Genomic DNA, 24,797 nt, shown 5'->3' on the forward strand with positions numbered 1-24,797 from the left:
GTGCGTCGTGATGGGCGTGCTGAACGTGACGCCTGATTCCTTTTCGGACGGTGGCCGGTACCTCGGGCTCGACCAGGCATTGGAGCACGCCCGCGCGATGTGGGCGCGGGGTGCCGATCTGGTCGACGTCGGCGGTGAGTCGACGCGGCCGGGGGCGGCCCGGGTGGGCGCCGAAACCGAGCTGGCGCGCGTCCTGCCGGTGATCCGGACCCTCGCCGGCGAAGGCATCCGGTTGTCGGTCGACACCACCCGCGCGACCGTCGCCGCGGCGGCGCTCGAAGCCGGCGCGCACGTCATCAACGACGTCTCGGGCGGCCTGGCCGACCCGGACATGGCCCGGGTCGCGGCCGAGACCGGGGTGCCGTGGGTGCTGATGCACTGGCGTGGGCACAGCAAGGACATGCAGGCGCTTGCGTCCTATCAGGACGTCGTCGCCGACGTGCGGGCCGAGCTGTTGTCCAGGGTGGACGCGGCGCTCGCCAACGGCGTGGCCGAGAGCGCGATCGTGCTCGATCCCGGGCTCGGCTTCGCGAAGGACGCCGAGCACGACTGGGCGTTGCTGCACGGGCTGGACTCGTTGCTTTCCCTCGGTTTCCCGGTGCTCGTCGGCGCCTCGCGCAAACGGTTCCTCGGCCGCCTGTTGTCCGCGAAGGACGGCACCCCGCGTGCCCCGGACGGCCGTGAGGACGCGACGGCGGCGATTTCCGCCCTGGCCGCGGCCGCCGGTGCGTGGGGCGTGCGGGTGCACGAAGTCGGGGCGTCGCTGGACGCCGTCGCGGTGGCCGCCGCTTGGGGGAAGGGTTCGCCGGATGTCTGATCGGATCACGCTGACCGGCCTGCGCGTGTTCGGCCGCCACGGGGTGTTCGAGCACGAGAAGCGGGACGGCCAGGAGTTCGTCGTCGACATCACGGTGTGGCTGGACCTCGGGCCGGCCGCCGCGTCGGACGACCTGACCAAGACCCTGCACTACGGCGAGCTGGCCGAGCTGGCGGCGGGGATCGTCGCGGGCGAGCCGTACGACCTCATCGAGAGCGTCGCGGGCAAGATCGCCGACGAGGTGCTGCGTGACGAGCGGCTGGGCGCGGTCGAGGTGACGGTGCACAAGCCGTCGGCCCCGATTCCGCTGACCTTCGACGACGTGGCCGTCACGGTGAAGCGCGCGCGATGAGCCGCGCGGTGCTGTCCCTCGGCTCCAACCTGGGTGACCGGCTGGGGTTCCTGAAGCTGGCGCTGGACGCCGTCCGGCCCGCGCTGGTCGCCGTGTCGAGCGTGTACGAGACCAAGGCGTGGGGCGTCGAGGACCAGCCGGACTTCCTCAACGCCGTGTGCGTCGTCGAGGACCCGGCGCGGGACCACTGGGCGTGGCTGCGCACCGGGCAGGCCGCCGAGCGGGCCGCCGGGCGGGTCCGCGAGCTGCGCTGGGGCCCGCGGACCCTGGACGTCGACGTGGTCACGGTGGACGGGGTGACGTCCGGCGACCCGGAGCTGCTGCTGCCGCACCCGGGAACGCCGGACCGCGCCAGCGTGCTGGTGCCGTGGATGGAGATCGACCCGGACGCGGTCCTGCCGGGGCACGGCCCGATCGCCGAGTTGCTCGCCGCGCGCCCGGAGGACGAGGTCGCGACGGTCCGCCGGACGGACCTCGCCCTCCACTGACGCGTCAAGCCCCGGAGGCCACCGGATCGCCGAGTTGCCGTCCTGGTTCGGCGAACGCGGTGAGCGACTCGTTGACGCCGTCCGGTGACGTGAACGAGTCGCTCCTGACGTCCGGGCAGGTCAGCCGCGCAGGGCGGCGACCATGAACCGGACCGCGGGCTGCGCCGTCGGCACCGGCGGCCAGCCGTTGATGGTCGCCAGCAGCTGCCAGTAGCGCTCGGCGCGCGGGTCGCCGCTGTGGGCGAACCGGTCCGCCATCTCCGCCCGGAACTCCGCCGACGACGGGTCCTGGTCCGGGCGGGCCGTCGCCGCCGCGATTTCCGCCGCAAGCGCTTGTCCCGCCTCCGACGTGGGCGAATCGCCGGCGGCCACGGCCGCTTCGGCGCGCGAGACCCAGCTGGGCCAGTTCTGCTGCCAAGCCTCCGCCGGCTGCTGGAACTCGCCGGCCTCGATCTGGCGCGCCTGCGTTTCGCTCATGGTGCGGATCAGGGCCCGGAAGTCCGGGTCCTGGACCAGCTCGGCGAACTCGATCCAGGCCTCGAGCTGCTCGGGCGACGGGTCGTCGGGCAGCTCCGGCTTCCCCGAGCGCATCCGCTGGTAGAACTCCTGGTCCACGTCGAGTCCGGCGACCATCTCGTCCCAGAACTCGTCGACCAGCCGTTTGCGCTCCTCGTCGGACATCGACGCGAGACGGTTCATCAGGTTCACTTCCTCCAACTCGGAATCACGTTTGGCCACCGCGCGCAGCACCGCCCGGCGCAGCCGCAGCCGCCGGATCTGCTCGTCGAGCGCCTCGACGTGCCGGCTCGCCAGCTCGCCGACGGTCGTCGACCGGCTCAAGGCGGCGGAGACGTCGACGAGGCCCAGACCCAGCTCGCGCAGCGTGCGGACCAGCTCGAGCCGGGCCATCGCCGCCGCGTCGTAGAGCCGGTAACCGGCGTCCGTCCGCTCGGTCGGGGGCAGCAGGCCCTCGTCCGAGTAGAAGCGGATGGTCTTGACCGGCAGGCCGGTCCGCTTGGCCAGCTCGCCGATGGTGAAGGTCGCGGTGGTGCCCACAAGACGCATGGTGAACTCTCCAGTCGGTGGAGAGTCAAGCTTACTTTTGGGACCCGGCTCGCACGGTACGGTTGGGGACATGCACTTCACCCGGCCCCGTGACCTGGTGGTGGCCGGGCTGCTCGGCCTGGCCCTCGGCTACTTGCTCTTCCAGGTCGCGTACGGCTCGCTGCCCCAGCTGCCGACGTTCGCCGGCATCACCTTCGCGGTGCTCGCCGTGATCGAGGCGGTGCTCGCCCTCTCCATCCGCTCGCGAGTCAAGAACGGCCGTGTCGTCGCCGCGATCGGGATCGCCCGCTCGGTGGCCCTCGCCAAGGCTTCGTCGCTCGCCGGAGCGGTCATGGGAGGCGCCTGGCTCGCCGCGCTCGCCTATCTTTTTCCGCGACGTGACGAACTCGTCGCGGCGGTGCTCGACACCCGGGCCGGGGTGGTCGGCGTCGGCTCTTCCGCAGCCCTGGTAGCAGCGGGTTTGTGGCTCGAACACTGCTGCCGCACCCCCCGCGACCAAGATCGTGAGCACACCCGTGGGACGACCGGTTAGCGCTCGAATCCCACCGCTCGTTGGACCGACCAGGTCTCGTTCGGATTACGAGCAGGTACGGTGTCAGTCATGACCGGCGTGGGTGACGACTCGCGCGGCCGCCTCTTGGGCAGGCCGTGGCTCGTTGTCGGCTTTGTCCTCGCCATCGGAGCCACCCTCGCACTGGTGCTCAGCGAAGATCTCCGGTATCTCCGGCTCGGGATCGTCGCCGCCCTCTGGGCTGCCCTGATCGGCGCGTTCCTCGCCGTGAAGTACCGCAAGCACGCGGCACAGAGCGAGGACGCGGTCGCCGAGGCGCAGGCTGTGTACGAACTGGAGCTGGAACGCGAGATCGCGGCCCGGCGCGAATACGAGCTGGAGATGGAGGCCGAGAACCGCAGCACCGCCGACTCCCGCGGCCGCGAGGAGCTGGAGGCGCTGCGCAACGAGGTGTCCGCGCTGCGCGACAGTCTTCAGTCGCTGTTCGGCGGCGAGGTCCTGCTCGAACGCGTCGCGCTGACCGCGCAGGCGACCCGGATGCGCAAGCTCTCCGACGACAACCGCATGGTCACCGACGGCCCGCCGAAGAAGAAGCCGGCTCAGCTGATGCCGGGCAAGAAGCCGGTGGTCGAGGGGGGTGATCGGCCGACCGAGCTGATCGACCGCGTCCTCGACGAACGCCGCCGCAAGGCGTCGGGCGCGAAGCCCGCCAACGGCAAGGGCCTCGGCAAGAGCAAGGGCTTCGGCGGCAAGCCGGCCCCGAAGGCCCCGGTCAACGCTCAGCAGAGCACCCAGCAGATCGCCCGGCCCAAGCCGCTGAGCGAGCGCCGTCCGCCGGTGCCGCCGGTCGACCCGGCGCTGACCGCCGCGCAGCGCGAGCTGAAGGCCGCCGAGCTGCGGGCCGAGGCGGCCCGCCGTCAGGCCGAGTCGCAGCCGATGCAGCTGCCGAAGCCGGACGAAGCCCCGAAGCAGCAGCCCGAGCGCCGTCCGGAGAACGCCGAGGCGACGCGTCGCGACGTGCCGCGGCCCGAGCCCAAGACCGAAATCCGCCGTCCAGCGGAGCCGAAGACCGAGATCCGCCGTCCCGAGCCGCCGCCCGCGCGGCGCGCGGAGATGTCGCGGTCCGATATCCCCCGGGTCGAGATGTCGCGTCCGGACATTCCTCGCGTGGAGATGTCCCGTCCGGACATTCCGCGGGTTGAGCAGTCTCGCTCGGATATTCCGCGTGTCGAGCAGTCTCGCTCGGACATTCCTCGGGTGGAGATGTCCCGTCCGGATGTTCCGCGGGTTGAGCAGTCTCGCTCGGATATTCCGCGTGTCGAGCAGTCCCGCTCGGACATCCCTCGGGTCGAGATGTCGCGTCCGGACATCCCGCGCGTCGAGATGTCCCGGCCGGACCTGCCTCGCGTCGGCGGCCAGCCGAACGGCGCGCGGCCCGAGCCCCGCAGGGCCCCCGAGCCGCCGGCACGCCCGCCTCAGGGACGTCCGGCGGCCAGCGTGCCGCCGCCGAAGCCGGCCGAGATGTCGCGGTCGGACATCCGCCCGGTGGCCGACCTGAGCGCGGCCTTCCCGAACCGGGACGACTTCGCCGAGCGGCAGCGGCTGAACCGGCCGAAGCCGCCCGAGCCGCAGCCGGCCAAACCGCCGATGCCGCGAGACGTCACGGCGTCGCGCACCGACATCCCGGTCGTCCCGCCGACGACGCCGGTGCCGAGCAACGGCCCGTCGCCGCGGCAGCCGTCGCGCACCAACCTGCCCCCGGTGGTGCCGCCGACGACGCCGGTCCCGGCCGCCGACGGCCGTCGTCCGTCGCGGCTGGAGCAGTTCTCGCGGGCCGACATGTCGCCGATCCTCGACGAGCCGCCGTCCCGGCACGGTGGTTCGCACCGCGCGCCCGCCGAGGCGGCTCAGGCCGAGGCGCCGCCGGTGAACCCGACGCTGCCGGAGTCGGTGCGCAACTTCCAGGGCCGGTCCGGTGGCCGTCGCCGCAAGCCGGACGACTCGCAGCAGCTGCCCGCCGTGCCCGCGTCGCCGCCCGAGCCCGCCGGCGGTGGCCGTCGCCGTCGTCCGGACGGCGAGCCGCCGGCGTGGGAAGGCATGGTCGCCGAGCGGGCGTCCCTGTCCCGGCGCAACATGGCGCCGGTCGACCCCGCCGACGTCGAGCAGAACGGCAACGGACACAGCGCCAATGGACAGCACGCCAATGGACAGAACGGCAACGGGCAGAACGGCAACGGGCAGAACGGCAACAGCAACGGCCACGCCGCCCGCAACGGCCGCCGCGCCGCCGAGTCCGCCCCGGGTGGCGGCTCCCACGCCGCGGGTCGTTCGGTCAGCGAGCTGCTGGCGGCCAACGGCGGAACCGGGGCGACCCCGCGCCGCCGGCGGCGAGCCGAGGACTGAGGCCGGGGTTCGGATTCCGGCCCGCGTGCGGTCTGCGTAGGGTGACCGGCTGTGAGCGGAACCCTCTCGCCCGCGACGGGACTGGATCGCGGACGGCGGCCTCGCCGGATCACCGTGCTGCTGCCGGTGCTCGGGCTGATCGTGGTGGCCCTGTGCGGCCTGTTCCTGTTCGGCTTGGCGACAGCGCGGGTCGGGCCGCTCGCCGTGACGATCGGGGTGCTGGCCGCGCTGGTGCCGGTCGCCGGGGTGGTCGCGGGATTCCTCTGGGTCGACCGCTGGGAGCCGGAGCCGGCCAAGTTCCTGTTGCTCGCGTTCGCCTGGGGCGCGTGCGTCGCGACGGTCACGGCGCTGCTCATCAACACCACCGCGGAGGCGGTCGGTGACGAGCTGCTCGGCTCCGGCAGCGGCAACACGCTCGCCGCGCTGGTGTCGGCTCCGGTGGTCGAGGAGGCCGCGAAGGCGCTGTTCGTGGTGCTGATCGTGTGGCGCCGGTCCAGCGAGTTCGATGGCGTCGTGGACGGCGTCGTCTACGCCGGGTTCAGCGCCGCCGGGTTCGCGTTCACCGAGAACATCTACTACTTCGGCCGCGCGTTCGCCGACTACGGCTTCGGTGACGGCCACAGCCAGGGCGTCATCACGGCGTTCTTCCTGCGTGGCGTGCTCGCGCCGTTCACGCACCCGCTGTTCGCGGTGCTGACCGGCATCGGGATCGGCATCGCCGCGCGGGCGACTACGAAGGCGATGAAGATCATCGCGCCGCTGGCCGGCTACCTGGCCGCGGTTTGCCTGCACGCGCTGTGGAACACCGCCGCGCTGCTCGGCGGGTCGCAGTTCCTGACCGTGTACTTCCTGATCATGGTGCCGTTGTTCCTCGGCGTGGTGTACCTGGTCGTGCTGCAGCGACGGCGGGAGCAGCGGATCATCGCCGCCGCCCTGCCGCACATGGCCGCGGCGCGGTGGATCGCGCCGTCGGAGGTCGATCTGCTGGCCAGCCTGCCCGGTCGCCGTGCCTGGCGGCGCCAGGCGAAGCGCCAGTCCGGAAAACGCGCTGCCCGCGCCGTCGCCGTGTACCAGGCGAGCGTGACGGAGCTGGCGTTCCTGGACCGGCACGAGCTCCGCAGCGACACCGACCGGCAGCGCCAGCAGGAGCTGCTGCGGACGTTGAAGGCCGCTCGCGCGGAGGCGACGCGCCTCGCCGAGGACGCCGCCCGCGGGTGACCCGGTCCGGGTGAAGCTGGTCACCCGGGCGCAACGTCGCGCGCTCACCCGAGTTAGTCTCGCGCCGTCGTCCGGTACCCGGAACGGGACTGGAACGTGAGCAGAGGAGTCTGCCAACCATGAGCGTCCACAGGCGCACGCCATGATGAGGCCCGCTCGCCTCGCGGTCGGCGTCGTCTCCGCCGGCCGGGTGGGCAGTGTTCTCGGCGCCGCGCTGGGCCGGGCGGGCCACACCGTGGTCGCCGCGTCCGGCCTGTCCGCCGCGTCACTGGCGCGAGCCGAACGCCTCCTGCCCGATGTGCCCCTGCTGCCGCCCGACGAAACCGTTCGCCGGGCGGACCTGGTGCTGCTCGCCCTGCCCGACGACGCGCTGGCCGGGATGGTCCGCGGGCTCGTCGCCACGGAGTCGCTGCGGCCCGGGCAGATCGTCGTGCATACCTCCGGCGCGCACGGCATCGACGTGCTGGCGCCTGCGGCGGAGGCCGGGGCGCTACCGCTCGCGCTGCACCCGGTGATGACGTTCACCGGCCGCGAGGAGGACCTCGAACGGCTGGCGGCGTGCAGCATCGGCGTCACGGCGGCTCAGGACGACGAGGCGGCGTGGAACGTCGGCGAAGCGCTCGCCGTCGAGATGGGCGCCGAGCCGGTGCGCATCCCTGACGTCGCGCGACCGCTCTACCACGCTGCGTTGGCGCACGGCGCGAACCACCTGATGACGCTGGTCGCCGACTGCGCGGATCTGTTGCGCCAGGCGGGAATCGGGCAGCCGGAGCGACTGGTCGCGCCGCTGCTTTCGGCGGCGTTGGATAATGTGCTCCGACACGGCGACCGCGCGCTCACCGGCCCGGTCGCCCGTGGCGATCTCGGCACCGTCCGCAAGCACCTCACGGTGCTGGCGGACCGGGCGCCGGACGTCGAACCGGCTTACCGGGCGCTGGCCAAGCGCACGGTGGCGCGTTCGCGCTTGGCTGGGCTGCTGCCGGACACCGCGGCCGCCAAAGAACTCACCGATCTCCTCGACGATCCCGCCGAAGGGCAGCAAGACCAGTGACCACACCGAAATTCAGCCGCGGCACGTTGAACACGTTCGCGTCGCCCCCGCACGCGAGCCAGGTCAGCCGGGCGTTGCACGGCGTCGGCCGCAAGCTGGCGCTCGTGCCGACCATGGGCGCCCTGCACGCCGGGCACCGCGAGCTGATCCGCCGCGCGAAGCGGCTGCCGAACACCGTCGTGGCCACCTCGATCTTCGTGAACCCGCTGCAGTTCGGCGCGGGCGAGGACTTCGAGGCCTATCCGCGGCCGCTGGAAGCCGACCTGGCCGTGCTGACCGAGGACGGTGTCGAAATCGCGTTCACGCCGAGCGCGGACGCGATCTACGCCGAAGGTGCCACGGTGACCGTGCACCCGGGCCCGCTCGGCGACGAACTCGAAGGTGCCGTCCGGCCCGGCCACTTCGCCGGCGTGCTGACCGTCGTGGCGAAGCTGTTCAACCTGCTCCGTCCGGACTACGCGTTCTTCGGCGAAAAGGACTACCAGCAGCTGGTGCTGATCAAGCGGATGGTCCGGGACCTGAACATCGACACGCGCGTCATCGGCGTGCCGACCGTGCGGGAGCGCGACGGGCTCGCGCTGTCGTCGCGCAACGTCTACCTGACGCCTGAACAGCGCGAAGACGCCATCGTCCTGTCGGCCGCCCTCACCGCGGGCGCGTTCGTCGGCCGGGACGGTGCCGACGCGGTCCTCGAGACCGCGTGGAAGACCCTCGCCGCGCGGCCCGCGGTCGAGGTGGATTACCTGGAGTTGAGGGGAACCGACCTCGGGCCCGCGCCCGTCGATGGTGAGGCACGACTGTTGATCGCGGCCCGGGTGGGGAGTACCCGGCTGATCGACAACGTTCCGGTGTTGCTCGGCGCCGCGGTAGAACACCCCGAGCGGCTGGACGCAGGGGAATAGGAGTCCACGATGTACCGCACGATGCTCAAGTCGAAGATCCACCGGGTCACCGTGACCCAGGCCGACCTGCACTACGTCGGTTCGGTGACGGTCGACGAGGACCTGATGGAGGCCGCGGACCTGCTGCCGGGGGAACAGGTGTCCATTGTGGACGTCACGAACGGGGCGCGGCTGGAGACCTACGTCATCAAGGGGGAACGCGGCAGCGGGGTGCTCGGCATCAACGGCGCCGCGGCGCACCTGGTGCACCCGGGTGACCTGGTGATCCTCATCTCGTACGGCCAGATGGACGACGCCGAAGCGGCGACGTACCAGCCGCGCGTGGTGTTCGTCGACGCGGACAACCGGATCGTCCACCGGCACACCGACCCCGGCCACGCGCCGGAAGGCTCCGGGCTGCTGAGCGGCACGGTGACCCTGCCCGAGGAGGAGGCAGCGGCCTTCCCGGTCGCCGAGACGGCGGACGCCCGCCGCCTCGACGCGCTGCTGCACGCGGAAAGCTGACCCGCTTGCTGCTCACCGTCGACGTCGGCAACACGAACATCGTGCTGGGTCTGTACTCCGGTCGCGAACTCGTCGGCGATTGGCGCATGCGCACCGACGCGCGGATCACGGCCGACGAGCTCGCGCTGACGGTGCGCGGGCTGCTCGGCCCCCGGGCGGACGCGGTGACCGGCATCAGCGCGTTGTCGACGGTGCCGGCGGTGCTGCGCGAGCTGCGGGTGATGCTGTCGCGGTACTACGCGAAGGTGCCGAAGGTCCTCGTCGAGCCCGGCGTGCGCACGGGCGTGGCCCTGCTGGTGGACAACCCGAAGGAGGTGGGCGCGGACCGGCTGGTGAACACCTTGGCCGCGCACCACCTCCACCGCGGCACGGCGTGCGTGGTGGTCGACTTCGGCACGTCGACGAACGTCGACGCGATCTCGGCGCGGGGTGAGTTCCTCGGCGGCGCGTTCGCCCCGGGCATCGAGATCTCGGTCGACGCGCTGGCGCTGCGCGCGGCGGCGCTGCGGAAGGTCGAACTGGTGGCGCCGCGGTCGGTGATCGGCAAGAACACGGTGGAGTGCCTGCAGTCGGGCATCCTGTACGGCTTCGCGGGTCAGGTGGACGGACTGGTGAAGCGGATCGTCCGCGAGCTTTCGCCGGGTGGGGCGGAACCGGTGGCGGTGCTGGCGACGGGCGGTCTCGCGCCACTGGTGATCGGCGAGTCGGAGACGATCACCGAGCACGTCCCGGATCTGACGTTGCTCGGGCTGCGCCTGGCCTACGAACGCAACATCCGCCCCTGAGCGGGGACAGCCGTCAGCTGCGGGCCAGACGGCGGCGCTCCAGCACGTATCCCAGCGCCGTGACCGCCAACGCCGGGAAGGCCACCTTGGCCTGCGGGAACCTCGCGGCACCCGGCGGGTCCACCGCCTTCGACCCCGGATAGGCCAGTGCCGAAATCTGCGTCACCCAGTACAGCGACGCCAGTACCGCTCCGGCGTCGAGACCCGCCCGGGCCGGCGCCCGCCACAGCTGCCACAGACTGGTGACGCCCAGCGCGAGTCCCAGGCTCATCGTCTGGCCGTTGTGGAACTTGGCGTGCGGCGGCCAGGCCGGGTTGTGTACGTGGGTCTCGTTCCAGTCGGCACGGTACGGGCCTACCGCCGTCACGACCGAAGTCAGCGAGATCAGTGCCCGTCCCAGAGATTTCCTGCGCATGACTCCAGTGTCGAACCTCGACCTCGATCGAGGTCAAGGACGAAGAACGTCAGCGCCGGCCGCGCGCGCCGGACCGTGGTGATCAGCGGCAGGTCGAACTCGCCGCTCGCCGTGGCCGGATTCGCGGCCAGGAACCGCCGGAGCCGGCCCAGCAGGGCCGCCGACTCCTCCGGCGCCGACACGATCACCTTCGAATACGTCGCGATCGTTTCCAGCAGGGTCTCCGCGGTGCGCCGTTGCGTGTGGCGGAACCGGTCGCTTTCGAACGGATCGAACGCCGGGTGCGTCACCTCGCGCATACCTTCGATGCTCGTCGGGCAGCGGGATCCGTTCCGCGTAGCCGGGCCGGTGCTCGGCGTACTCGGCCGCCCGGCTGCCGAAGGAAGAAGCTCGCCGCGCCCGGGTGGGATCGCTCACCGGCCCAGGTCAATCGACGGAAAGGAAAGGTAATCCGGTTGGCGTAGCGCGCAGCGGAGTTCGTACCCTATGGGCCATGACCGAAAAGCCTCCTCCCACCAGCGAGCCCGCCGAAGACGAACTGCCCGAGCAGATGCGGGTGCGCCGGGAGAAGCGTGACCGGATCCTCGCCGAGGGTATCGATCCCTACCCGGTCGAGGTGCCCCGCACGCACTCGCTCGCCGAGGTGCGCGCGGCGCATTCCGGGCTGCCCACCGACACCGCCACCGGTGCGGTGGTCGGCGTCACCGGCCGGGTGATGTTCCTGCGCAACACGGGCAAACTGTGCTTCGCCAGCCTCCGCGAGGGTGACGGCACCGAACTGCAGGCGATGATCAGCCTGGCGAAGGTCGGCGAAGACGCGCTGGCGGCGTGGAAGTCCGACGTCGACCTCGGCGACCACGTCTTCGTGCACGGTGAGGTCATCACCTCCAAGCGCGGCGAGCTTTCGGTCATGGCCGACGCCTGGCGCATCACGTCGAAGGCGCTGCGCCCGCTGCCGAACGCCTTCAAGGAGCTGGCCGAGGAGACGCGGGTCCGCCAGCGCTACGTCGACCTCATCATGCGCCCGCGCGCGCGGGACGTCGTGCGCACGCGCGCCGGCGTCGTCCGGTCGCTGCGGGAGTCGTTCCACCGCCGCGGGTTCACCGAGGTCGAGACGCCGATGCTGCAGACTCTGCACGGCGGCGCCGCGGCGCGCCCGTTCGTCACGCATTCGAACGCTTTCGACTTGGAGCTCTTCCTGCGGATCGCGCCGGAGCTCTACCTCAAGCGCTGTGTCGTCGGCGGCATCGAGAAGGTCTTCGAGATCAACCGCAACTTCCGCAACGAGGGCAGCGACTCCTCGCACTCGCCGGAGTTCGCGATGCTCGAGTACTACGAGGCCTACGCCACGTACGACACGAATGCGGTGATGACGCGGGAGCTGATCCAGGAGGCCGCGCAGACGGTGCTGGACACGACGGTCGTCACGCTGCCGGACGGCTCGGAGTACGACCTGTCCGGCGAATGGACCACACTCGGAATGTACGAGTCGTTGTCCGATTCCCTCGGCGAAGAGGTCACGCCGGAGACGCCCGCCGCCAAACTGCACGGATTCGCGCAGGCCAGGGGCCTGGAAGTGGATCCGAAGCTGGGGCACGGGAAGCTGGTCGAGGAACTGTGGGAACACCTCGTCGGAGATCACCTGCACGCCCCGACGTTTGTCCGTGATTTTCCGCTGGAGACGTCGCCATTGACGCGGCAGCACCGCTCGCGGGCCGGTGTGGCCGAGAAGTGGGACCTCTACGTGCGCGGATTCGAACTCGCCACCGGATACTCCGAGCTGGTCGATCCGGTCGTCGAACGGGAACGGCTCACCGAACAGTCCCTGCTGGCCGCCCAGGGCGATAGCGAAGCCATGCGGCTCGACGAGGATTTCCTGCGTGCCCTCGAGTACGGAATGCCGCCGAGCGGCGGTGTCGGAATGGGGATCGACCGGCTGCTCATGGCGCTGACCGGGCTGGGTATCCGGGAGACGATCCTCTTCCCGCTGGTGCGTCCCGAATAACCCCCGCCGTGTCAGGATAGCCGCCGGTTATGGCAATGAGATTTGCGCTGCCCTCCCGAAGCGGGTACTAATGTTCTAGACAAAGTCTTCTGTCCCGGGGCACGCCCCGTAACCAGATCATTGAGTAAGCCCCGCAGGAGGAAACAGATGGCACAGAAGGTGCTCGTCTCGCTGGTCGACGACCTGGACGGCAGTGAGGCCGAAGAGACCGTCGAGTTCGGTTTGGACGGAGTCAGCTACCAGATCGACCTCTCCTCGGAAAACGCCGAGGAGCTGCGGGACGCCCTCGCCCAGTATGTCGAGCACGCCCGTCGTGCGGGTGGCCGCAAGCGCGCTTCCTCGCGCCCGGTCGCGGGTAAGGGTTCCGCCCGTCCGGCCGCCGTCGACCGTGAGCAGAACCAGGCCATTCGGGCCTGGGCGCGCAAGAACGGTTTCGCGGTTTCGGACCGGGGCCGGATCCCCTCCGAGGTCGTCGAGGCCTACCACCAGAAGAACTGAGGATTGTTCAGGTCGGCTCCGCACGGGGCGGCCGCAGGTCGCTGACCAGCGGTTGTCTTGTGCCGGTGACGTCAGGACAAACGCGTGACGCGGGGTTTCAGCGGTGGCCGCCGGGCGAATTCGCCCGGCGGCTTTCTTCATGCCCGGTCACTGTCCGCTTCGTGTTCGACGGACTCGCGCGACGTACGGACGTACTCCGCGGGCGACTGGCCGGTCACCGTCCGGAAATCACGGATGAAGTGCGATTGGTCGCTATAGCCCAGTCGAACCGCCAGACCGGCGTAATCCGGCGTCCCTTCGGTAGCGATCCGCTGTGCCGCGTCGTTCAGCCGGTATATCCGGATCGCCCACTTGGGCGGACAGTCGACGTGTTCGGCGAACAACCGCTGCAAGGACCGGGTGGTTAGTCCAGTATCCGCGCACAGTTGCGCCACTCGGGTAATTCTCGGATCCCGTGCGATTGTTTCCACCGCCTCCGCGGCCCGCCGCGCCGACGGCGAGAGCGTCACCGGTTTTGCGATCAGCAAGTTGTCGACGGCATGGACCATTTGCGCGTCGTCCGCCGCCGTGCGCACCGATTCCGCGGCCTCGGTCACCGCCGGTCCGAAAACGTCCGTGAGCGGGACAACCCGGTCGGCGATGTCACGCACCGGGGCGCCGAGGAACGCGCGGAAGCAACCGGGCCGGAAAGGCACGCCCAGGCCCTGCACGCGGCCCTCGAGAAGGTGGGAAAGAGGTCACGGGCGGGGCCGTGGACGCCGGACGTGCCGGGGAACGCGAGGTTCGGCAGCACCCGCTGCTCGTGGGCCGGTGCGGGCGGGTGCCTGGTCAGCGTGAACATCGTGCGCGCGGTGGCCTCGGCCACGATGCCGCGCGATAGCTGTCGCGTTTCTTCAAGACAGCCCGGTGGCCGCGCGTTTGGATCACCGCCATGACTGCCGACCTGCTGCGGCCCGCCGCTGCCGAATTCCTCCGGATCGCCCACGCGGTGGACGACCTGACCGCCCCGACGCCGTGCACCGGCTACGACGTCCGCGGGCTGCTCAACCACCTCCTGTACTGGGGCCCGTGGCTCATCGCCGCGGGACGGCGCGAGGACCCGCCGGCACCGAACGGCGGCGAAGCGGACGCGGCGCTCGTCACGGACGACTGGCGCGCGGCGCTGGAGAAGCAGACGGAGACCCTCGTGGACGTGTTCGGAGCGCCGTCGGCCTGGACGGGAACGACGACGCTGGGCACCGCGCGGCTGCCGGCGTCGGTGGTCGGCGACATGGTGCTGGGCGAGTTCGTCCTGCACGGCTGGGACCTGGCCCGGGCGAGCGGCCAGGAGCTCCAGTGCGCCCCGGAGCCGGCGACGGCGGTGTTCGAGTCCGCGGTGGCGATGGGCGAGCAGGCGCGGTCGATGGGCGTCTACGGGCCGGCCGTGGAGGCGCCGGCCGGCGCGTCGCCGCTGGAGCGGGCGCTGGGCGCCTCGGGCCGCGATCCGGCCTGGACGCCCTGACGGTTGTCCACAGCCCGGCTCGGATGTGGACAACTCCGGCGCTCGAACGCCGATCCAGGAGTTTTTGTCGCAGCCCGCCGATAGACTGGACTCGGGGACGCCCCCCAGGGAAGGGCGGGGGAGTTTGTCGCGGCGGCCCTGGCTACCGGGGGCAGGTTCGCGGGCAGCCGTCGCACTCCGACTCCGCCGGGAGCAGGTACGAGAAGCAGCAGCTCTCCCGGCGGCGCGTCCACTCGCGGTGGCCGTCCGCCCCCTCGGCCAGGCGCAGTGTCGACGCCGACGTCAGCGGTGGGTAGCGGGCGTCGAGGACCAGTGCCGCGTCGGCGACGCCCGCGCCCTCGGCTTCCGGCGTTCCGCCCTGGCGGCCCGCCCACCACAGCGAGTTCTCCAGCGCGTCGGTCGCCGCGGCCCAGAGCGTGCGGCGGCCGAGCCTGCTGACCGGCGCGTACGCCCGGACGAACCGGGTCGCGTGAGCCAGGTAACGCGCTCGCAGGACCGCCGCCAGCGCCCGCTCGTCGCGGACCACGGTCGCTTCGGGGCGGGCCGAGCCGGGGTCGGTGGGCAGGCAGTGGAACGCGTCACCCAGCACGGCCATGCCGTCCGGGTGCGGGCGGTCGTCGGCCAGCCGGAAGGCCAGCTCCTCCGGCTTCAGCGACGGCACCCGGCGCTCGTGGTGCAGCAGCAGGGCGCCGACGTAGGCCGGCACGTGCAGATACCACGTCAGCACCCAGCTGGCCGTGGTCCGGGACGGCGTCGCGTCGTGCTCCCGCAGCAGCCAGTCGCCGAGCAGGCCGCGCCACTCGGCGAAGTACGCGGGGTCGGCCAGCAGCTCCGAGCAGCGGATCCAGCCGGCGGGGACGTCTATCCGCAGCTCAGTGCGTTCCTGACGGCCGGAGACCCGCCGCAACGACGACGCGAGGCCGTCGCCGACCTCGCGTGCGTCGCGGAAGGACCGCTGCTGGTTCACCCGCGGCCCTCCCTCGAAGCGGCGTAGCGTATTAGGCGTGCCTAACCTTACAGGGAGGCGGTCGCTGCGCCAATCGGGTGGGGCACTCCCAGCTTGCGGACTGTTCGCGGTGAGCGGACACCGCGCGGTTGGCGGAATCCTCGTGGCCGTCCGCACGTTGGGCTTGACGTAAAGGTGCAGGGCAACCTGATGATGGGAGTACCCGGGAGACCCCACGTCCGGGTGCGGAAAAGACCGCCAACAGCCGTAGTGGTACGCCAGCGCGACCTCTTGGCTACTAGAGTGGTCTCACGGTGCTGAATCCATCGCGGTGAAAGCACGATGGAAACGGGCCGCCGGCGCAGCAGTCGAGGGAGTGCACATGTTTGAGAGGTTCACCGACCGCGCGAGGCGGGTGGTCGTCCTGGCTCAAGAAGAGGCCAGGATGCTCAACCACAACTACATCGGCACCGAGCACATCCTCCTGGGTCTGATCCACGAGGGTGAGGGTGTCGCCGCCAAGGCGCTGGAGTCGCTGGGCATCGCCCTGGAGGGCGTGCGCCAGCAGGTCGAGGAGATCATCGGCCAGGGCCAGCAGGCGCCGAGCGGGCACATTCCGTTCACGCCGCGCGCCAAGAAGGTGCTGGAGCTGTCACTGCGCGAAGCGCTGCAGCTCGGCCACAACTACATCGGCACCGAGCACATCCTGCTGGGCCTGATCCGCGAGGGCGAGGGCGTCGCCGCGCAGGTGCTGGTCAAGCTGGGTGCGGACCTGAACCGCGTCCGCCAGCAGGTGCTCCAGCTGCTCTCGGGCTACCAGGGCAAGGAATCCACCGAAACCGGTTCCGGCGGCCGTGGTGAAGGCACCCCGTCGTCGTCGCTGGTGCTGGACCAGTTCGGCCGCAACATGACCGTGCTCGCCCGCGAGGGCAAGCTCGACCCGGTCATCGGGCGCGGCAAGGAGATCGAGCGGGTCATGCAGGTGCTGTCCCGCCGGACCAAGAACAACCCGGTGCTCATCGGCGAGCCGGGCGTCGGCAAGACCGCCGTCGTCGAGGGCCTCGCGCAGAGCATCGTCAAGGGCGAGGTGCCCGAGACGCTCAAGGACAAGCAGCTCTACACGCTGGACCTGGGCTCCCTGGTCGCCGGCTCCCGCTACCGCGGTGACTTCGAAGAGCGCCTGAAGAAGGTGCTCAAGGAGATCAAGACCCGCGGCGACATCATCCTGTTCATCGACGAGCTGCACACGCTGGTCGGGGCGGGCGCCGCCGAGGGTGCGATCGACGCGGCTTCGATCCTGAAGCCGATGCTCGCCCGCGGTGAGCTGCAGACGATCGGCGCGACCACGCTCGAGGAGTACCGCAAGTACATCGAGAAGGACGCCGCCCTCGAGCGCCGGTTCCAGCCGATCCAGGTCGGCGAGCCGTCGCTGGAGCACACGATCGAAATCCTCAAGGGCCTGCGTGACCGGTACGAGGCGCACCACCGCGTCTCGATCACCGACTCGGCGCTGGTCGCCGCCGCGACCCTGGCGGACCGGTACATCAACGACCGGTTCCTCCCGGACAAGGCGATCGACCTGATCGACGAGGCCGGCGCCCGGATGCGCATCCGCCGGATGACCGCGCCGCCGGACCTGCGCGAGTTCGACGAGAAGATCGCGAACGTCCGCCGCGACAAGGAGTCCGCGATCGACGCGCAGGACTTCGAGCGGGCCGCCCGCCTGCGTGACGAGGAGAAGACGCTCCTCGGCCAGAAGGGCGAGCGGGAGAAGCAGTGGAAGGACGGCGACCTCGACGTCGTCGCCGAGGTCGACGACGAGCAGATCGCGGAGGTGCTGGCCAACTGGACCGGCATCCCGGTGTTCAAGCTGACCGAGGAGGAGACCACCCGGCTGCTGCGCATGGAGGACGAGCTCCACAAGCGCATCATCGGCCAGGAGGACGCGGTCAGGGCCGTCTCGCAGGCGATCCGCCGTACGCGGGCGGGCCTGAAGGACCCGAAGCGCCCGTCCGGCTCGTTCATCTTCGCCGGCCCGTCCGGTGTCGGTAAGACCGAGCTGTCCAAGGCGCTGGCTTCGTTCCTGTTCGGCGAGGACGACGCGCTCATCCAGATCGACATGGGCGAGTTCCACGACCGCTACACCGCTTCGCGGCTCTTCGGTGCCCCTCCGGGCTACGTCGGCTACGAAGAGGGCGGCCAGCTGACCGAGAAGGTGCGGCGCAAGCCGTTCTCGGTGGTCCTGTTCGACGAAATCGAGAAGGCCCACCAGGAGATCTACAACACACTCCTGCAGGTGCTGGAGGACGGCCGCCTGACCGACGGTCAGGGTCGCACGGTCGACTTCAAGAACACGGTCCTCATCTTCACGTCCAACCTGGGTACGTCGGACATCTCGAAGTCCGTGTCGCTCGGGTTCGCCGGGTCCAACGACACCGGCACCCGGTACGAGAAGATGAAGCAGAAGGTCAACGAGGAAATGAAGAAGCATTTCCGCCCGGAGTTCCTGAACCGGATCGATGACATCATCGTGTTCCACCAGCTGACGCAGGATCAGATCATCATGATGGTCGACCTGATGATCGGCCGGGTCGAGACCCAGCTGCGCGCGAAGGACATGGAGCTGGAGCTGACGTCGAAGGCCAAGGCTCTGCTGGCCAAGCGTGGCTTCGACCCCGTGCTCGGCGCCCGGCCGCTGCGCCGGACGATCCAGCGCGAGATCGAGGACCAGCTGTCGGAGAAGATCCTCTTCGGCGAGGTCGAGCCCGGCCAGATCATCCTGGTCGACGTCGAGGGCTGGAGCGGCAACCCCGAGGACAAGGACGACCAGGCCCGGTTCACCTTCCGCGGTGAGCGCCGGCCGGCCTCGATCCCGGACGCCCCGCCGGTCAGCATCGGCGCCGGCCACGAAGAGCAGGGCGGCGAAGCCGAAGGCGAGTGATCGTCGCGTAGTACGCCAGGAGGGCGGTTCCCCCGAGTGGGGAGCCGCCCTCCTCGCTGTCCGGGCCCAAGCGCCCCAATGTGGCGTTGGTTGCATCTGACGCACCGAACGCCACATTGGGTGCGTTGGACGCACCGAACGCCACATTGGGGCGCATGAGACGATGCCCGCGGACCTTGGGAGGGGAATCCGCGTGGACGTGCTGGCGATCGACTTCGGGACTTCCAGCACCGTCGGCGTCCTCTCCGCCTTCGGGCGCGGACCCCGGGCCATCGAGGTCGACGGCTCGGTCACCATGTCCTCCGCCGTCTTCCGCAACGACGACGGCCTGCTCATCGTCGGCCAGGATGCCGAGCGGCGGGCGCGGCTGGATCCCAGCCGGTTCGAACCCAACCCGAAGCGCCGCATCGACGAGGGTGCGATCAAGCTCGGGGACGCCGAGGTCCCGGTCGTCGACGCCTTCGCCGCCATCCTGCGTCGCATGGGGGAAGAGGCCGAACGACAGCTCGGACGCCCGCCCGCGCAAACCCGGATTTCGCACCCCGCCGGCTGGGGCGCCGACCGGCAGGACGTCCTCCGGGCCGCCGCCGCGGCGGCTCGGTTCGCCGATGTCCGGCTGATCCCGGAACCGGTGGCCGCCGCCGCGCACTACGCCAGCCTCGGGAGCCGCACCGGTGGTCCCATCGGCGTCTACGACCTCGGGGCCGGCACCTTCGACTGCGCCGTCGTCGGTGTCACCCGGCAGGGCTTCGCCGTGCTCGCCGAGGACGGCGTGCCCGACCTCGGCAGCCTCGACATCGACCAGGCCTTGCTCGTCCACATCGGACGCTCGGTGTCGCACGCCGATCCGGCGCAGTGGCAACGCCTCCTGCGGCCGCAGACCACCGCCGACCGCCGCACGCGCCGGGCGTTGCTGCAGGATGTCCGCGACGCCAAGGAAAGCCTCTCCCGGCACGCGCAGACCCACGTGCCGATGGTCGAGCCGTTCGGGGACGTCCTCGTCAGCCGGGACGAGCTCGAAGCGCTCGTGCGGCCCAACCTGCTGCGCAGCGCCGAACTGCTCGCCGCCACGATCCGCCGGGCCGGCCTCACGCCCGCGCAGCTGTCCGGTGTCTACCTGGTCGGCGGGCCGAGCCGGATGCCGCTGCTGGCCACCCTGCTCGGACGCCAGCTCGGCGTCGCACCGACCACGCAGGACCAGCCCGAGACTGCCGTCGCGTTCGGGCTCCACCACGTTCCGCTCGGCACCACCACCGACCTCACCGTGCCCGCGTTCGCGCCCGTCCGGCCGCCGGTGACGCCGCCGCGGCCACTGGTCCCGGTCCAGCAGGCCCGGCCGCCGCAGTACGCGCCGCCGCCACAGCCACAACCCGAGCCACAACCCGAGCCACGCAAGAAGAACAAAGCTCTGCTCATCGGCCTCGCGGTGCTCGTCGTCGTCGCGATCACGGTGACAGTCGTCCTCCTCGCGACCAAGAGCGAATCCGCCCAGTCCACTGTGGACTGCACCACCACGTCCCAGCGGGACCAGGCCGGGTTCACGCCCTGCACCCGTTCGCTGGCGGGCACCGTCCCGGACCGGACGACCTGTCAGCCAGCCGATTCCGTGGGCAAGCTGGTACACGCACAGGCGACGGTCACCTGCGGGCTCGGCAAGGGCAACGTCGTGAGCTACTACCAGGGCGTCACCGTCGAGGAGATCGAGGCGAGCACGAAGCTGCAGGTCGGCGCCCGCGACATCGAGCACGGCAGCTGGGCGGGCGGCGGGCTGCGCGGCCGGTACATCGCCGGGGTCGGCAGCTACTCCGGGATCGTGCTCTTCGGCTCGGACGACCGCCGGGCGGCCGGGCTCTACACCTCGCTCGACACCCGCCGAACGGCCGACCTGGTGGCCTTTTTCACCAGCCAGGTCAAGCCGTCCTGACGGCTCACCAGGCCTTGTCGAACCGCATGCCGCCGGCGTACCAGTCGTCGTCCGGCACCGGCCCGGACGGCGGTGCGGCGGCCGCCGCAGCGTCCGAAGACCGGTCCTTGAGCACCTTGCCGTCCTGGGCCGTGGTCGGAGCGGGCGGCGCGGGCGCGGCCACCGGTACCGGGGCCGGCTCGAACTGCACCCGCCAGCGCAGGCGGTCCATCAGGTAGCCGCCGGTGCCCAACGGCGCCAGCAACTGCCCGGTCCGCTTCGCCGACTCGCGCTGGGCCTCGACGTACGTGCGCAGGACGGCGTCCGCGATCTCCGACGGCGACATCCCCGAGACGGCGTCGGTGAGCCGAAGCCGGGTCAGCACGCCGTCGGTGTTGACTGACAGCGAAACCGCGCCGTCGGCGGACGTCGCCGTCGCCGACAGCGCGTCGAGCTCGGCGAGCAGGGCTTCGCGATCCGGTTTGGCCGGACGGTCAGCCATCCATCCGCTCCAGGCGGCCGTTGTCGTGCGAGACCCGGCCGTCGGGAGCGATGTCGACGTGCTGGTCTCGCACGTTCTTCTCCGTCTGCCGCGACGTGCGGTCGGTCTCGAAGTTGTCCGGGTCGAAGCTCGAGCCCGGGCTGACGTCCGGCGCGTCGGGGATCTTCGGCAGGTCGATGGCTTCGTCGCCGATGCGGTCCGCCAGCGTCTGTGCCGCGTCGCCGGCGCCGTCGCGGATCTTGCCCGCGCTGTCCATGAAGCTCTTGTACAGGTCGAACGCGTTGTCGCCGGTGATTTCCGCCTGGTTCGCCACCACCGCGGTGATCGCGCCGCCGGCGGCGTTCCCGGCGACGATCGCGCCGTTGGCCATGGTGAAGATCGTCGCGCCCGCCGCGGCGCCCGCGCCCGCGGTGGCCACGGTGAGCAGGCCGGTGACGGCGCCCGCGAACGTCGCCGCCAGCACCTTCGACATCGCCGCTTCGCGCTTGCGCTCCTGCGACTTCTGGTAGTCCTCGGCCGTCTTCTTGAACGTGGAGCCGAGGTTGTTGAGGTCCTGCCGGGCCGAAGCGATGGCCTCGCGCGCGGCGACGAGGTCGCTCTCCAGGATGGTGATCTTGGTTTCGACCTCGGTGAAGGTGTCCGCGAGCTGGTTCAGGTAGGTCTTGACGGCGTTGGCCGCGGAGCCGCGCCAGACGTCGAGGAACTGGCGGGCATCGTCGAGCTTCGGGCCCGAGTCGCGCTGCAGTGCCTTCCAGACGGCGTCGTGCTTCATGATCAGGCTCTGCAGGCCCTCGGCCGAGTCGTGGTCGATGTCGGCGTCGGAGAACTCGCGGTAGACGCCGGCGACGTCGTCCTGCATCTCCTTGAAGCCGTCGTCGCCGGGGCCCATGCCGAAGATCCAGTCGGTCATCCGCAGGATCTCCAGCGCGTCGAGGGCGTCGGTCGCGCCCTCCTTCAGGTCCTCCGAGACGCCTTCGAGCAGCTCCGCGCGACGGTCGTCGCCGCTGGACATCGGCTGGGCGTCGAGCCCGGAGTCGAAGTAGCCGTCCACGCTCCTCAGTTCCCTTCCAGGCCCGCGGCCGCGCGGTTCACGCGCTGCTTCGAGTCCGCGTCGGCCTTTTCGTACAGCTCCGCGACCCGCATCAGGGCGTGGCTGGTGTCCGCGGTGGTCTGGTGCAGCTGCGCGACCAGCTTCTGGATCTTCGCCAGGTGGTCGTTGTAGGCCGCCGCGACGGCCGGCATGCCGAGCGTGCGGCCGAAGGCGTTGTCCGCCGGGAACATGCCGGTGAGACCGCCGAAGAGCCCGCCGCCGTCGCCCGAGTTCATCGGGACATCGGTGCCGCGCAGGCCGTTCGACGCGGCTTCCGCGGCGTCGGCCGCTCCTTGCAGGGCGCGGGCCGAATCCCGCAGGTCCTGCAGGTCGGTCTCGAATCCGATCATCACTCACCTCTTCGTCAAGCTGCGCGTTCCGGACATGTAAACACCGTTCGATCACGTGACAGGGGGATTTGCGGACGGTGTGCCTCAGATCACGATTGCCTCGCCGTGCCGCCGAACGGGTGAGCGGCGTCGAGCTGGACGGCCCGGACTTCGCGGACGCAAGCGGGTGCGTCGGCCAGGAGGTGGCGCCGGGCCGCCGGTGCACGCTGGTCGTCAGCTTCACCCCGGCCTGGAGCGGCGACCGGGTCGCGGATCTCGTGTGATTGGGCACGGATCTCGTGTGATTGGGGGCGTAACTCGCGTGATCGGGCGGGCATCTCGACCCGGGCGGGGCGGTCAGTGTTCCGCGCCCGCGCTGACCGGCAGGTCCTCGGTCACCCGCAACGCCGTGTCCGCCAATGCTTCCAGCGCGAGAGCGATCCGGTCGACGCTCAGCGACGCCTCGGGCTTGCCCGCGGCCGCGACCTGCTCCGGGCTGAACGGGACGTGCACGAAACCGCCGCGGACGGCCGGGAACTCCGTGGCCAGCAGGTGCATCAACCCGTAGAAGACCTGGTTGCACACGTACGTCCCGGCGGTGTGGGAGACCGACGCCGGTACGCCCGCCGCGCGGATCGCCGCCACGCACGCCTTCACCGGCAACGTCGTGAAGTAGGCCGCCGGGCCGTCCGGGACCGCCGGGGTGTCCACCGGCTGCATGCCTGCGTTGTCCGGGATGCGGGCGTCGATCAGGTTGATCGCGACCCGCTCCGGGGTCACCTCGGCCCGGCCGCCCGCCTGGCCCGCGCAGACCACCAGCGCCGGCCGGTGTGCTTCGAGAGCCCGCCGCAGCGCGGGCAGGGACTTCGCGAATTCGCAGGGCAGTTCCACCGCCGCGACGTCGTCCCGGCGCGTCGCCACCCGTGAAACCGCCTGCCACGACGGGTTGACCGACTCGCCGCCGAACGGCGCGAACCCCGTCATCAGCACCCTGGCCATGTCTTCTCCCGGAGCGGAGCGAAAGCGTCGGGGCCACCCTACGTCCGCGGGGTGGCCCCGACGACGACCGCGATCAGGCGGCGGGCTTCAGCCCACCCGGGAAGAGGTACTGGTCGGCCGGCTTGCCGGTGCCGTACACCCACGCGTCGAAGAAGCCCTGGAGGCTCCGGTGCGCGGCGAACTCGGTGAACCGCTGGAATTCCGGCACGCTCGCGTTCCCGTCGCGGTGCAGCGACGGCCAAGTCTTCAGGACCCAATCGAACGCCGGCTGCCCGATGTAGTTGCGCAGCGCGTGCAGCATCATCGGGCCCTTCGAGTACACGTACGTGAACTCGTTGCCCGGCCCCATGTCGTACAGCTTCCCGTTCCAGAACGCCGTGGAAGCCTTCTTGACGTTGCCGGCGTACTGCTTGTCCAGGTCGACGCCTTCCTTCGCCTCGTCCCACAGCCAGGTGGCGTAGGAGGCGAAGCACTCGTTGAGGCAGACGTCGCGCCAGTGCGCCACCGCGACCGAGTCGCCGTACCACATGTGGGCGTTCTCGTGGACGATCGTCGGGACCGTGCCGGCCCAGCCCGCCGAGTAGATCGGCCGGCTCATCGTCTCGAGCGAGAAGCCGATCTGCTCGTTGAGGAAGATGCCGCCCGCCGCGTCGATCGGGTACTTGCCGAACTTCGACTCGAGGAAGTCGAGGATCTCCGGCAGTCGCGCCTCGGCCTGCTTCGTCGAGTCGGGGACGCCGGGGGCGAACGCGCTGACGATCGGGGTGCCGTCCTTGCGCTTCTGCCGGTCGAAGGTCCACTTGTCGATCGCGACCGTCGTCATGTACGGCACGATCGGCGTCTCTTCGGCCCAGACGTGCGTGGTGCCGCCGCCCGGTGCCTTGAAGGTGCCGCGCTCGCGGCCGTTGGCGATCACGCCCCACTCGTCGGGCACGGTGACCGCCAGGTGGAACGTGGCCTTGTCGAGCGGGGTGTCGTTGACCGGGTACCAGGTGGTGGCCGACTTCGGCTCGCCGGCGGCGAACGCGCCGCCCGCCTGGGCGTACTGCCAGCCGTTGTTGCCGAGCGCCGGGTCGTCGATCGGCGCGGGCACGCCGTGGTAGGCGATCTTCACCTTGAAGGACCGGCCCCGCCAGAGCGCCCGCGACGGCGTGACGACCAGTTCGTGGTCCCCGGTCCGGCTGAACTTCGCGTCCCGGCCGTCGACCTTCACCGAGTCGACGGTCAGGCCGTGCAGATCGAGGTTGAACGAGCTGAGCGCCTGGGTGGCCCGGGCGGAGATGTCCTGGGTCCCGGTGAGCTGGTGTGCCGCCGGGTCGTAACTGACCTTGAGGTTGTAGTCGGCGACGTCGTAGCCGCCGTTGCCGTCCTGCGGGTAGTAGCTGTCGCCCGCGCTGTCGCTGCCGGGCTTCGCCGTGCCCCAGCCGTCGCCCGCCGCGGCGACGCCGGTGCCGAGGCAGAGACTGGCGACCACGGCGACTGCCACCACGACCGGTTTCCGTCCCCTCATGAACCGCTCCTGTTCCGTGTCGGTGGACCTCGTCCGCAACGTATCGTCACGAACGGGCGGTC

At 70.8% G+C, this 24,797-nt stretch carries 26 protein-coding genes; 16 read left to right on the forward strand and 10 right to left on the reverse strand.

Features of this window, described 5'->3' with window-relative positions; genetic code table 11:
• Nucleotides 1-10: 10 nt before the first annotated feature.
• Genes folP through folK form a run of 3 tightly spaced genes read left to right on the forward strand, consistent with a single transcriptional unit; the run spans nt 11 to nt 1,657 of the window.
• Nucleotides 11-817: a dihydropteroate synthase gene (gene folP / locus AB0M82_RS11800; RefSeq protein WP_364720454.1), complete on the forward strand. Its 807-nt coding sequence runs from the start codon at nt 11-13 to the stop codon at nt 815-817.
• Nucleotides 810-1,169 (forward strand): dihydroneopterin aldolase, encoded by a 360-nt coding sequence (gene folB, locus AB0M82_RS11805; RefSeq protein WP_364720227.1) that lies wholly within the window; start codon nt 810-812, stop codon nt 1,167-1,169. Before folP ends, folB begins: the two co-directional genes overlap by 8 nt.
• Nucleotides 1,166-1,657 (forward strand): 2-amino-4-hydroxy-6-hydroxymethyldihydropteridine diphosphokinase, encoded by a 492-nt coding sequence (gene folK / locus AB0M82_RS11810; RefSeq protein WP_364720230.1) that lies wholly within the window; start codon nt 1,166-1,168, stop codon nt 1,655-1,657. Before folB ends, folK begins: the two co-directional genes overlap by 4 nt.
• A gap of 120 nt (nt 1,658-1,777) precedes the next feature.
• On the opposite strand, the gene AB0M82_RS11815 is transcribed toward folK, so the two are convergent.
• Nucleotides 1,778-2,713: a MerR family transcriptional regulator gene (locus AB0M82_RS11815; RefSeq protein ID WP_364720232.1), complete on the reverse strand. Its 936-nt coding sequence runs from the start codon at nt 2,711-2,713 to the stop codon at nt 1,778-1,780.
• Between the two features lie 79 nt (nt 2,714-2,792).
• Here AB0M82_RS11815 and AB0M82_RS11820 point away from each other — a divergent pair, with 79 nt between their 5' ends.
• The 7 genes from AB0M82_RS11820 to AB0M82_RS11850 all read left to right on the forward strand — a co-directional run bounded on the left by AB0M82_RS11820 (nt 2,793) and on the right by AB0M82_RS11850 (nt 10,096).
• A complete protein-coding gene (locus AB0M82_RS11820) occupies nt 2,793-3,254 on the forward strand; it encodes a DUF3180 domain-containing protein (protein ID WP_364720235.1) in 462 nt (153 codons plus the stop codon).
• 69 nt (nt 3,255-3,323) lie between these two features.
• Nucleotides 3,324-5,636 carry a DUF6779 domain-containing protein gene (locus tag AB0M82_RS11825; protein ID WP_364720237.1) on the forward strand — a complete coding sequence of 771 codons (2,313 nt, stop codon included), beginning with the start codon at nt 3,324-3,326 and terminating at the stop codon, nt 5,634-5,636.
• 114 nt (nt 5,637-5,750) lie between these two features.
• Nucleotides 5,751-6,854, forward strand: a complete 1,104-nt coding sequence (locus AB0M82_RS11830; protein ID WP_364720456.1) for a PrsW family intramembrane metalloprotease — start codon at nt 5,751-5,753, stop codon at nt 6,852-6,854.
• Nucleotides 6,855-6,996: 142 nt separating this feature from the next.
• Entirely contained in the window at nt 6,997-7,905 is a 909-nt protein-coding gene (locus AB0M82_RS11835) for a DUF2520 domain-containing protein (protein ID WP_364720240.1), read from the forward strand.
• On the forward strand, nt 7,902-8,807 hold the full coding sequence (panC, locus tag AB0M82_RS11840) for a pantoate--beta-alanine ligase (RefSeq protein WP_364720242.1): 906 nt from the start codon (nt 7,902-7,904) through the stop codon (nt 8,805-8,807). Before AB0M82_RS11835 ends, panC begins: the two co-directional genes overlap by 4 nt.
• A 9-nt stretch (nt 8,808-8,816) precedes the next feature.
• Nucleotides 8,817-9,311 (forward strand): aspartate 1-decarboxylase, encoded by a 495-nt coding sequence (gene panD, locus AB0M82_RS11845; protein WP_364720245.1) that lies wholly within the window; start codon nt 8,817-8,819, stop codon nt 9,309-9,311.
• A gap of 5 nt (nt 9,312-9,316) precedes the next feature.
• Complete coding sequence (locus tag AB0M82_RS11850) at nt 9,317-10,096, forward strand: type III pantothenate kinase (protein WP_364720247.1); 780 nt, start codon at nt 9,317-9,319, stop codon at nt 10,094-10,096.
• A gap of 13 nt (nt 10,097-10,109) precedes the next feature.
• Here the strand turns inward: AB0M82_RS11850 and AB0M82_RS11855 are convergent, their stop codons facing one another.
• Both AB0M82_RS11855 and AB0M82_RS11860 read right to left on the reverse strand, forming a co-directional pair.
• Entirely contained in the window at nt 10,110-10,511 is a 402-nt protein-coding gene (locus AB0M82_RS11855) for a DUF6640 family protein (RefSeq protein WP_364720249.1), read from the reverse strand.
• Complete coding sequence (locus AB0M82_RS11860; protein WP_364720251.1) at nt 10,481-10,810, reverse strand: hypothetical protein; 330 nt, start codon at nt 10,808-10,810, stop codon at nt 10,481-10,483. The genes AB0M82_RS11855 and AB0M82_RS11860 overlap by 31 nt, the downstream gene beginning before the upstream one ends.
• 194 nt (nt 10,811-11,004) lie before the next feature.
• Between AB0M82_RS11860 and lysS the strand changes: the two genes are divergently transcribed.
• Nucleotides 11,005-12,516 (forward strand): lysine--tRNA ligase, encoded by a 1,512-nt coding sequence (gene lysS, locus AB0M82_RS11865; RefSeq protein ID WP_364720253.1) that lies wholly within the window; start codon nt 11,005-11,007, stop codon nt 12,514-12,516.
• A gap of 147 nt (nt 12,517-12,663) precedes the next feature.
• Nucleotides 12,664-13,014 (forward strand): Lsr2 family protein, encoded by a 351-nt coding sequence (locus tag AB0M82_RS11870; RefSeq protein ID WP_364720255.1) that lies wholly within the window; start codon nt 12,664-12,666, stop codon nt 13,012-13,014.
• 137 nt (nt 13,015-13,151) lie between these two features.
• Here AB0M82_RS11870 and AB0M82_RS11875 read toward each other — a convergent pair whose 3' ends face one another.
• Nucleotides 13,152-13,724: a helix-turn-helix domain-containing protein gene (locus tag AB0M82_RS11875; RefSeq protein ID WP_364720258.1), complete on the reverse strand. Its 573-nt coding sequence runs from the start codon at nt 13,722-13,724 to the stop codon at nt 13,152-13,154.
• A gap of 221 nt (nt 13,725-13,945) precedes the next feature.
• On the opposite strand from AB0M82_RS11875, the gene AB0M82_RS11880 reads away from it, so the two are divergent.
• The gene (locus tag AB0M82_RS11880) at nt 13,946-14,515 is read left to right on the forward strand and encodes a TIGR03086 family metal-binding protein (protein ID WP_364720259.1); all 570 of its coding nucleotides are present in this window, start codon (nt 13,946-13,948) and stop codon (nt 14,513-14,515) included.
• Nucleotides 14,516-14,657: 142 nt separating this feature from the next.
• Here the strand turns inward: AB0M82_RS11880 and AB0M82_RS11885 are convergent, their stop codons facing one another.
• The gene (locus tag AB0M82_RS11885) at nt 14,658-15,482 is read right to left on the reverse strand and encodes a (2Fe-2S)-binding protein (protein WP_364720261.1); all 825 of its coding nucleotides are present in this window, start codon (nt 15,480-15,482) and stop codon (nt 14,658-14,660) included.
• A 361-nt stretch (nt 15,483-15,843) separates the two neighbouring features.
• Here AB0M82_RS11885 and AB0M82_RS11890 point away from each other — a divergent pair, with 361 nt between their 5' ends.
• Entirely contained in the window at nt 15,844-18,402 is a 2,559-nt protein-coding gene (locus AB0M82_RS11890; RefSeq protein ID WP_364720263.1) for an ATP-dependent Clp protease ATP-binding subunit, read from the forward strand.
• A gap of 193 nt (nt 18,403-18,595) precedes the next feature.
• Nucleotides 18,596-20,326 (forward strand): Hsp70 family protein, encoded by a 1,731-nt coding sequence (locus AB0M82_RS11895; RefSeq protein WP_364720265.1) that lies wholly within the window; start codon nt 18,596-18,598, stop codon nt 20,324-20,326.
• A gap of 4 nt (nt 20,327-20,330) precedes the next feature.
• Here the strand turns inward: AB0M82_RS11895 and AB0M82_RS11900 are convergent, their stop codons facing one another.
• The 3 genes from AB0M82_RS11900 to AB0M82_RS11910 are packed head-to-tail and all read right to left on the reverse strand — an operon-like array spanning nt 20,331 to nt 22,247.
• Nucleotides 20,331-20,807, reverse strand: a complete 477-nt coding sequence (locus tag AB0M82_RS11900; RefSeq protein WP_364720267.1) for a YbaB/EbfC family nucleoid-associated protein — start codon at nt 20,805-20,807, stop codon at nt 20,331-20,333.
• Nucleotides 20,800-21,858, reverse strand: coding sequence for a hypothetical protein (locus tag AB0M82_RS11905; protein ID WP_364720269.1), 1,059 nt, complete (start codon nt 21,856-21,858; stop codon nt 20,800-20,802). Before AB0M82_RS11905 ends, AB0M82_RS11900 begins: the two co-directional genes overlap by 8 nt.
• A gap of 5 nt (nt 21,859-21,863) precedes the next feature.
• A complete protein-coding gene (locus AB0M82_RS11910; RefSeq protein WP_364720272.1) occupies nt 21,864-22,247 on the reverse strand; it encodes a hypothetical protein in 384 nt (127 codons plus the stop codon).
• Between the two features lie 119 nt (nt 22,248-22,366).
• Here AB0M82_RS11910 and AB0M82_RS11915 point away from each other — a divergent pair, with 119 nt between their 5' ends.
• Complete coding sequence (locus AB0M82_RS11915; RefSeq protein WP_364720274.1) at nt 22,367-22,510, forward strand: hypothetical protein; 144 nt, start codon at nt 22,367-22,369, stop codon at nt 22,508-22,510.
• 73 nt (nt 22,511-22,583) lie between these two features.
• On the opposite strand, the gene pcp is transcribed toward AB0M82_RS11915, so the two are convergent.
• Both pcp and AB0M82_RS11925 read right to left on the reverse strand, forming a co-directional pair.
• On the reverse strand, nt 22,584-23,225 hold the full coding sequence (pcp, locus tag AB0M82_RS11920) for a pyroglutamyl-peptidase I (RefSeq protein WP_364720275.1): 642 nt from the start codon (nt 23,223-23,225) through the stop codon (nt 22,584-22,586).
• Nucleotides 23,226-23,298: 73 nt separating this feature from the next.
• Nucleotides 23,299-24,735, reverse strand: coding sequence for a M1 family metallopeptidase (locus AB0M82_RS11925; protein WP_364720278.1), 1,437 nt, complete (start codon nt 24,733-24,735; stop codon nt 23,299-23,301).
• Nucleotides 24,736-24,797: the final 62 nt, after the last annotated feature.

It is taken from the genome of Amycolatopsis sp. NPDC051128 (assembly GCF_040682715.1).
Lineage (GTDB): Bacteria > Actinomycetota > Actinomycetes > Mycobacteriales > Pseudonocardiaceae > Amycolatopsis.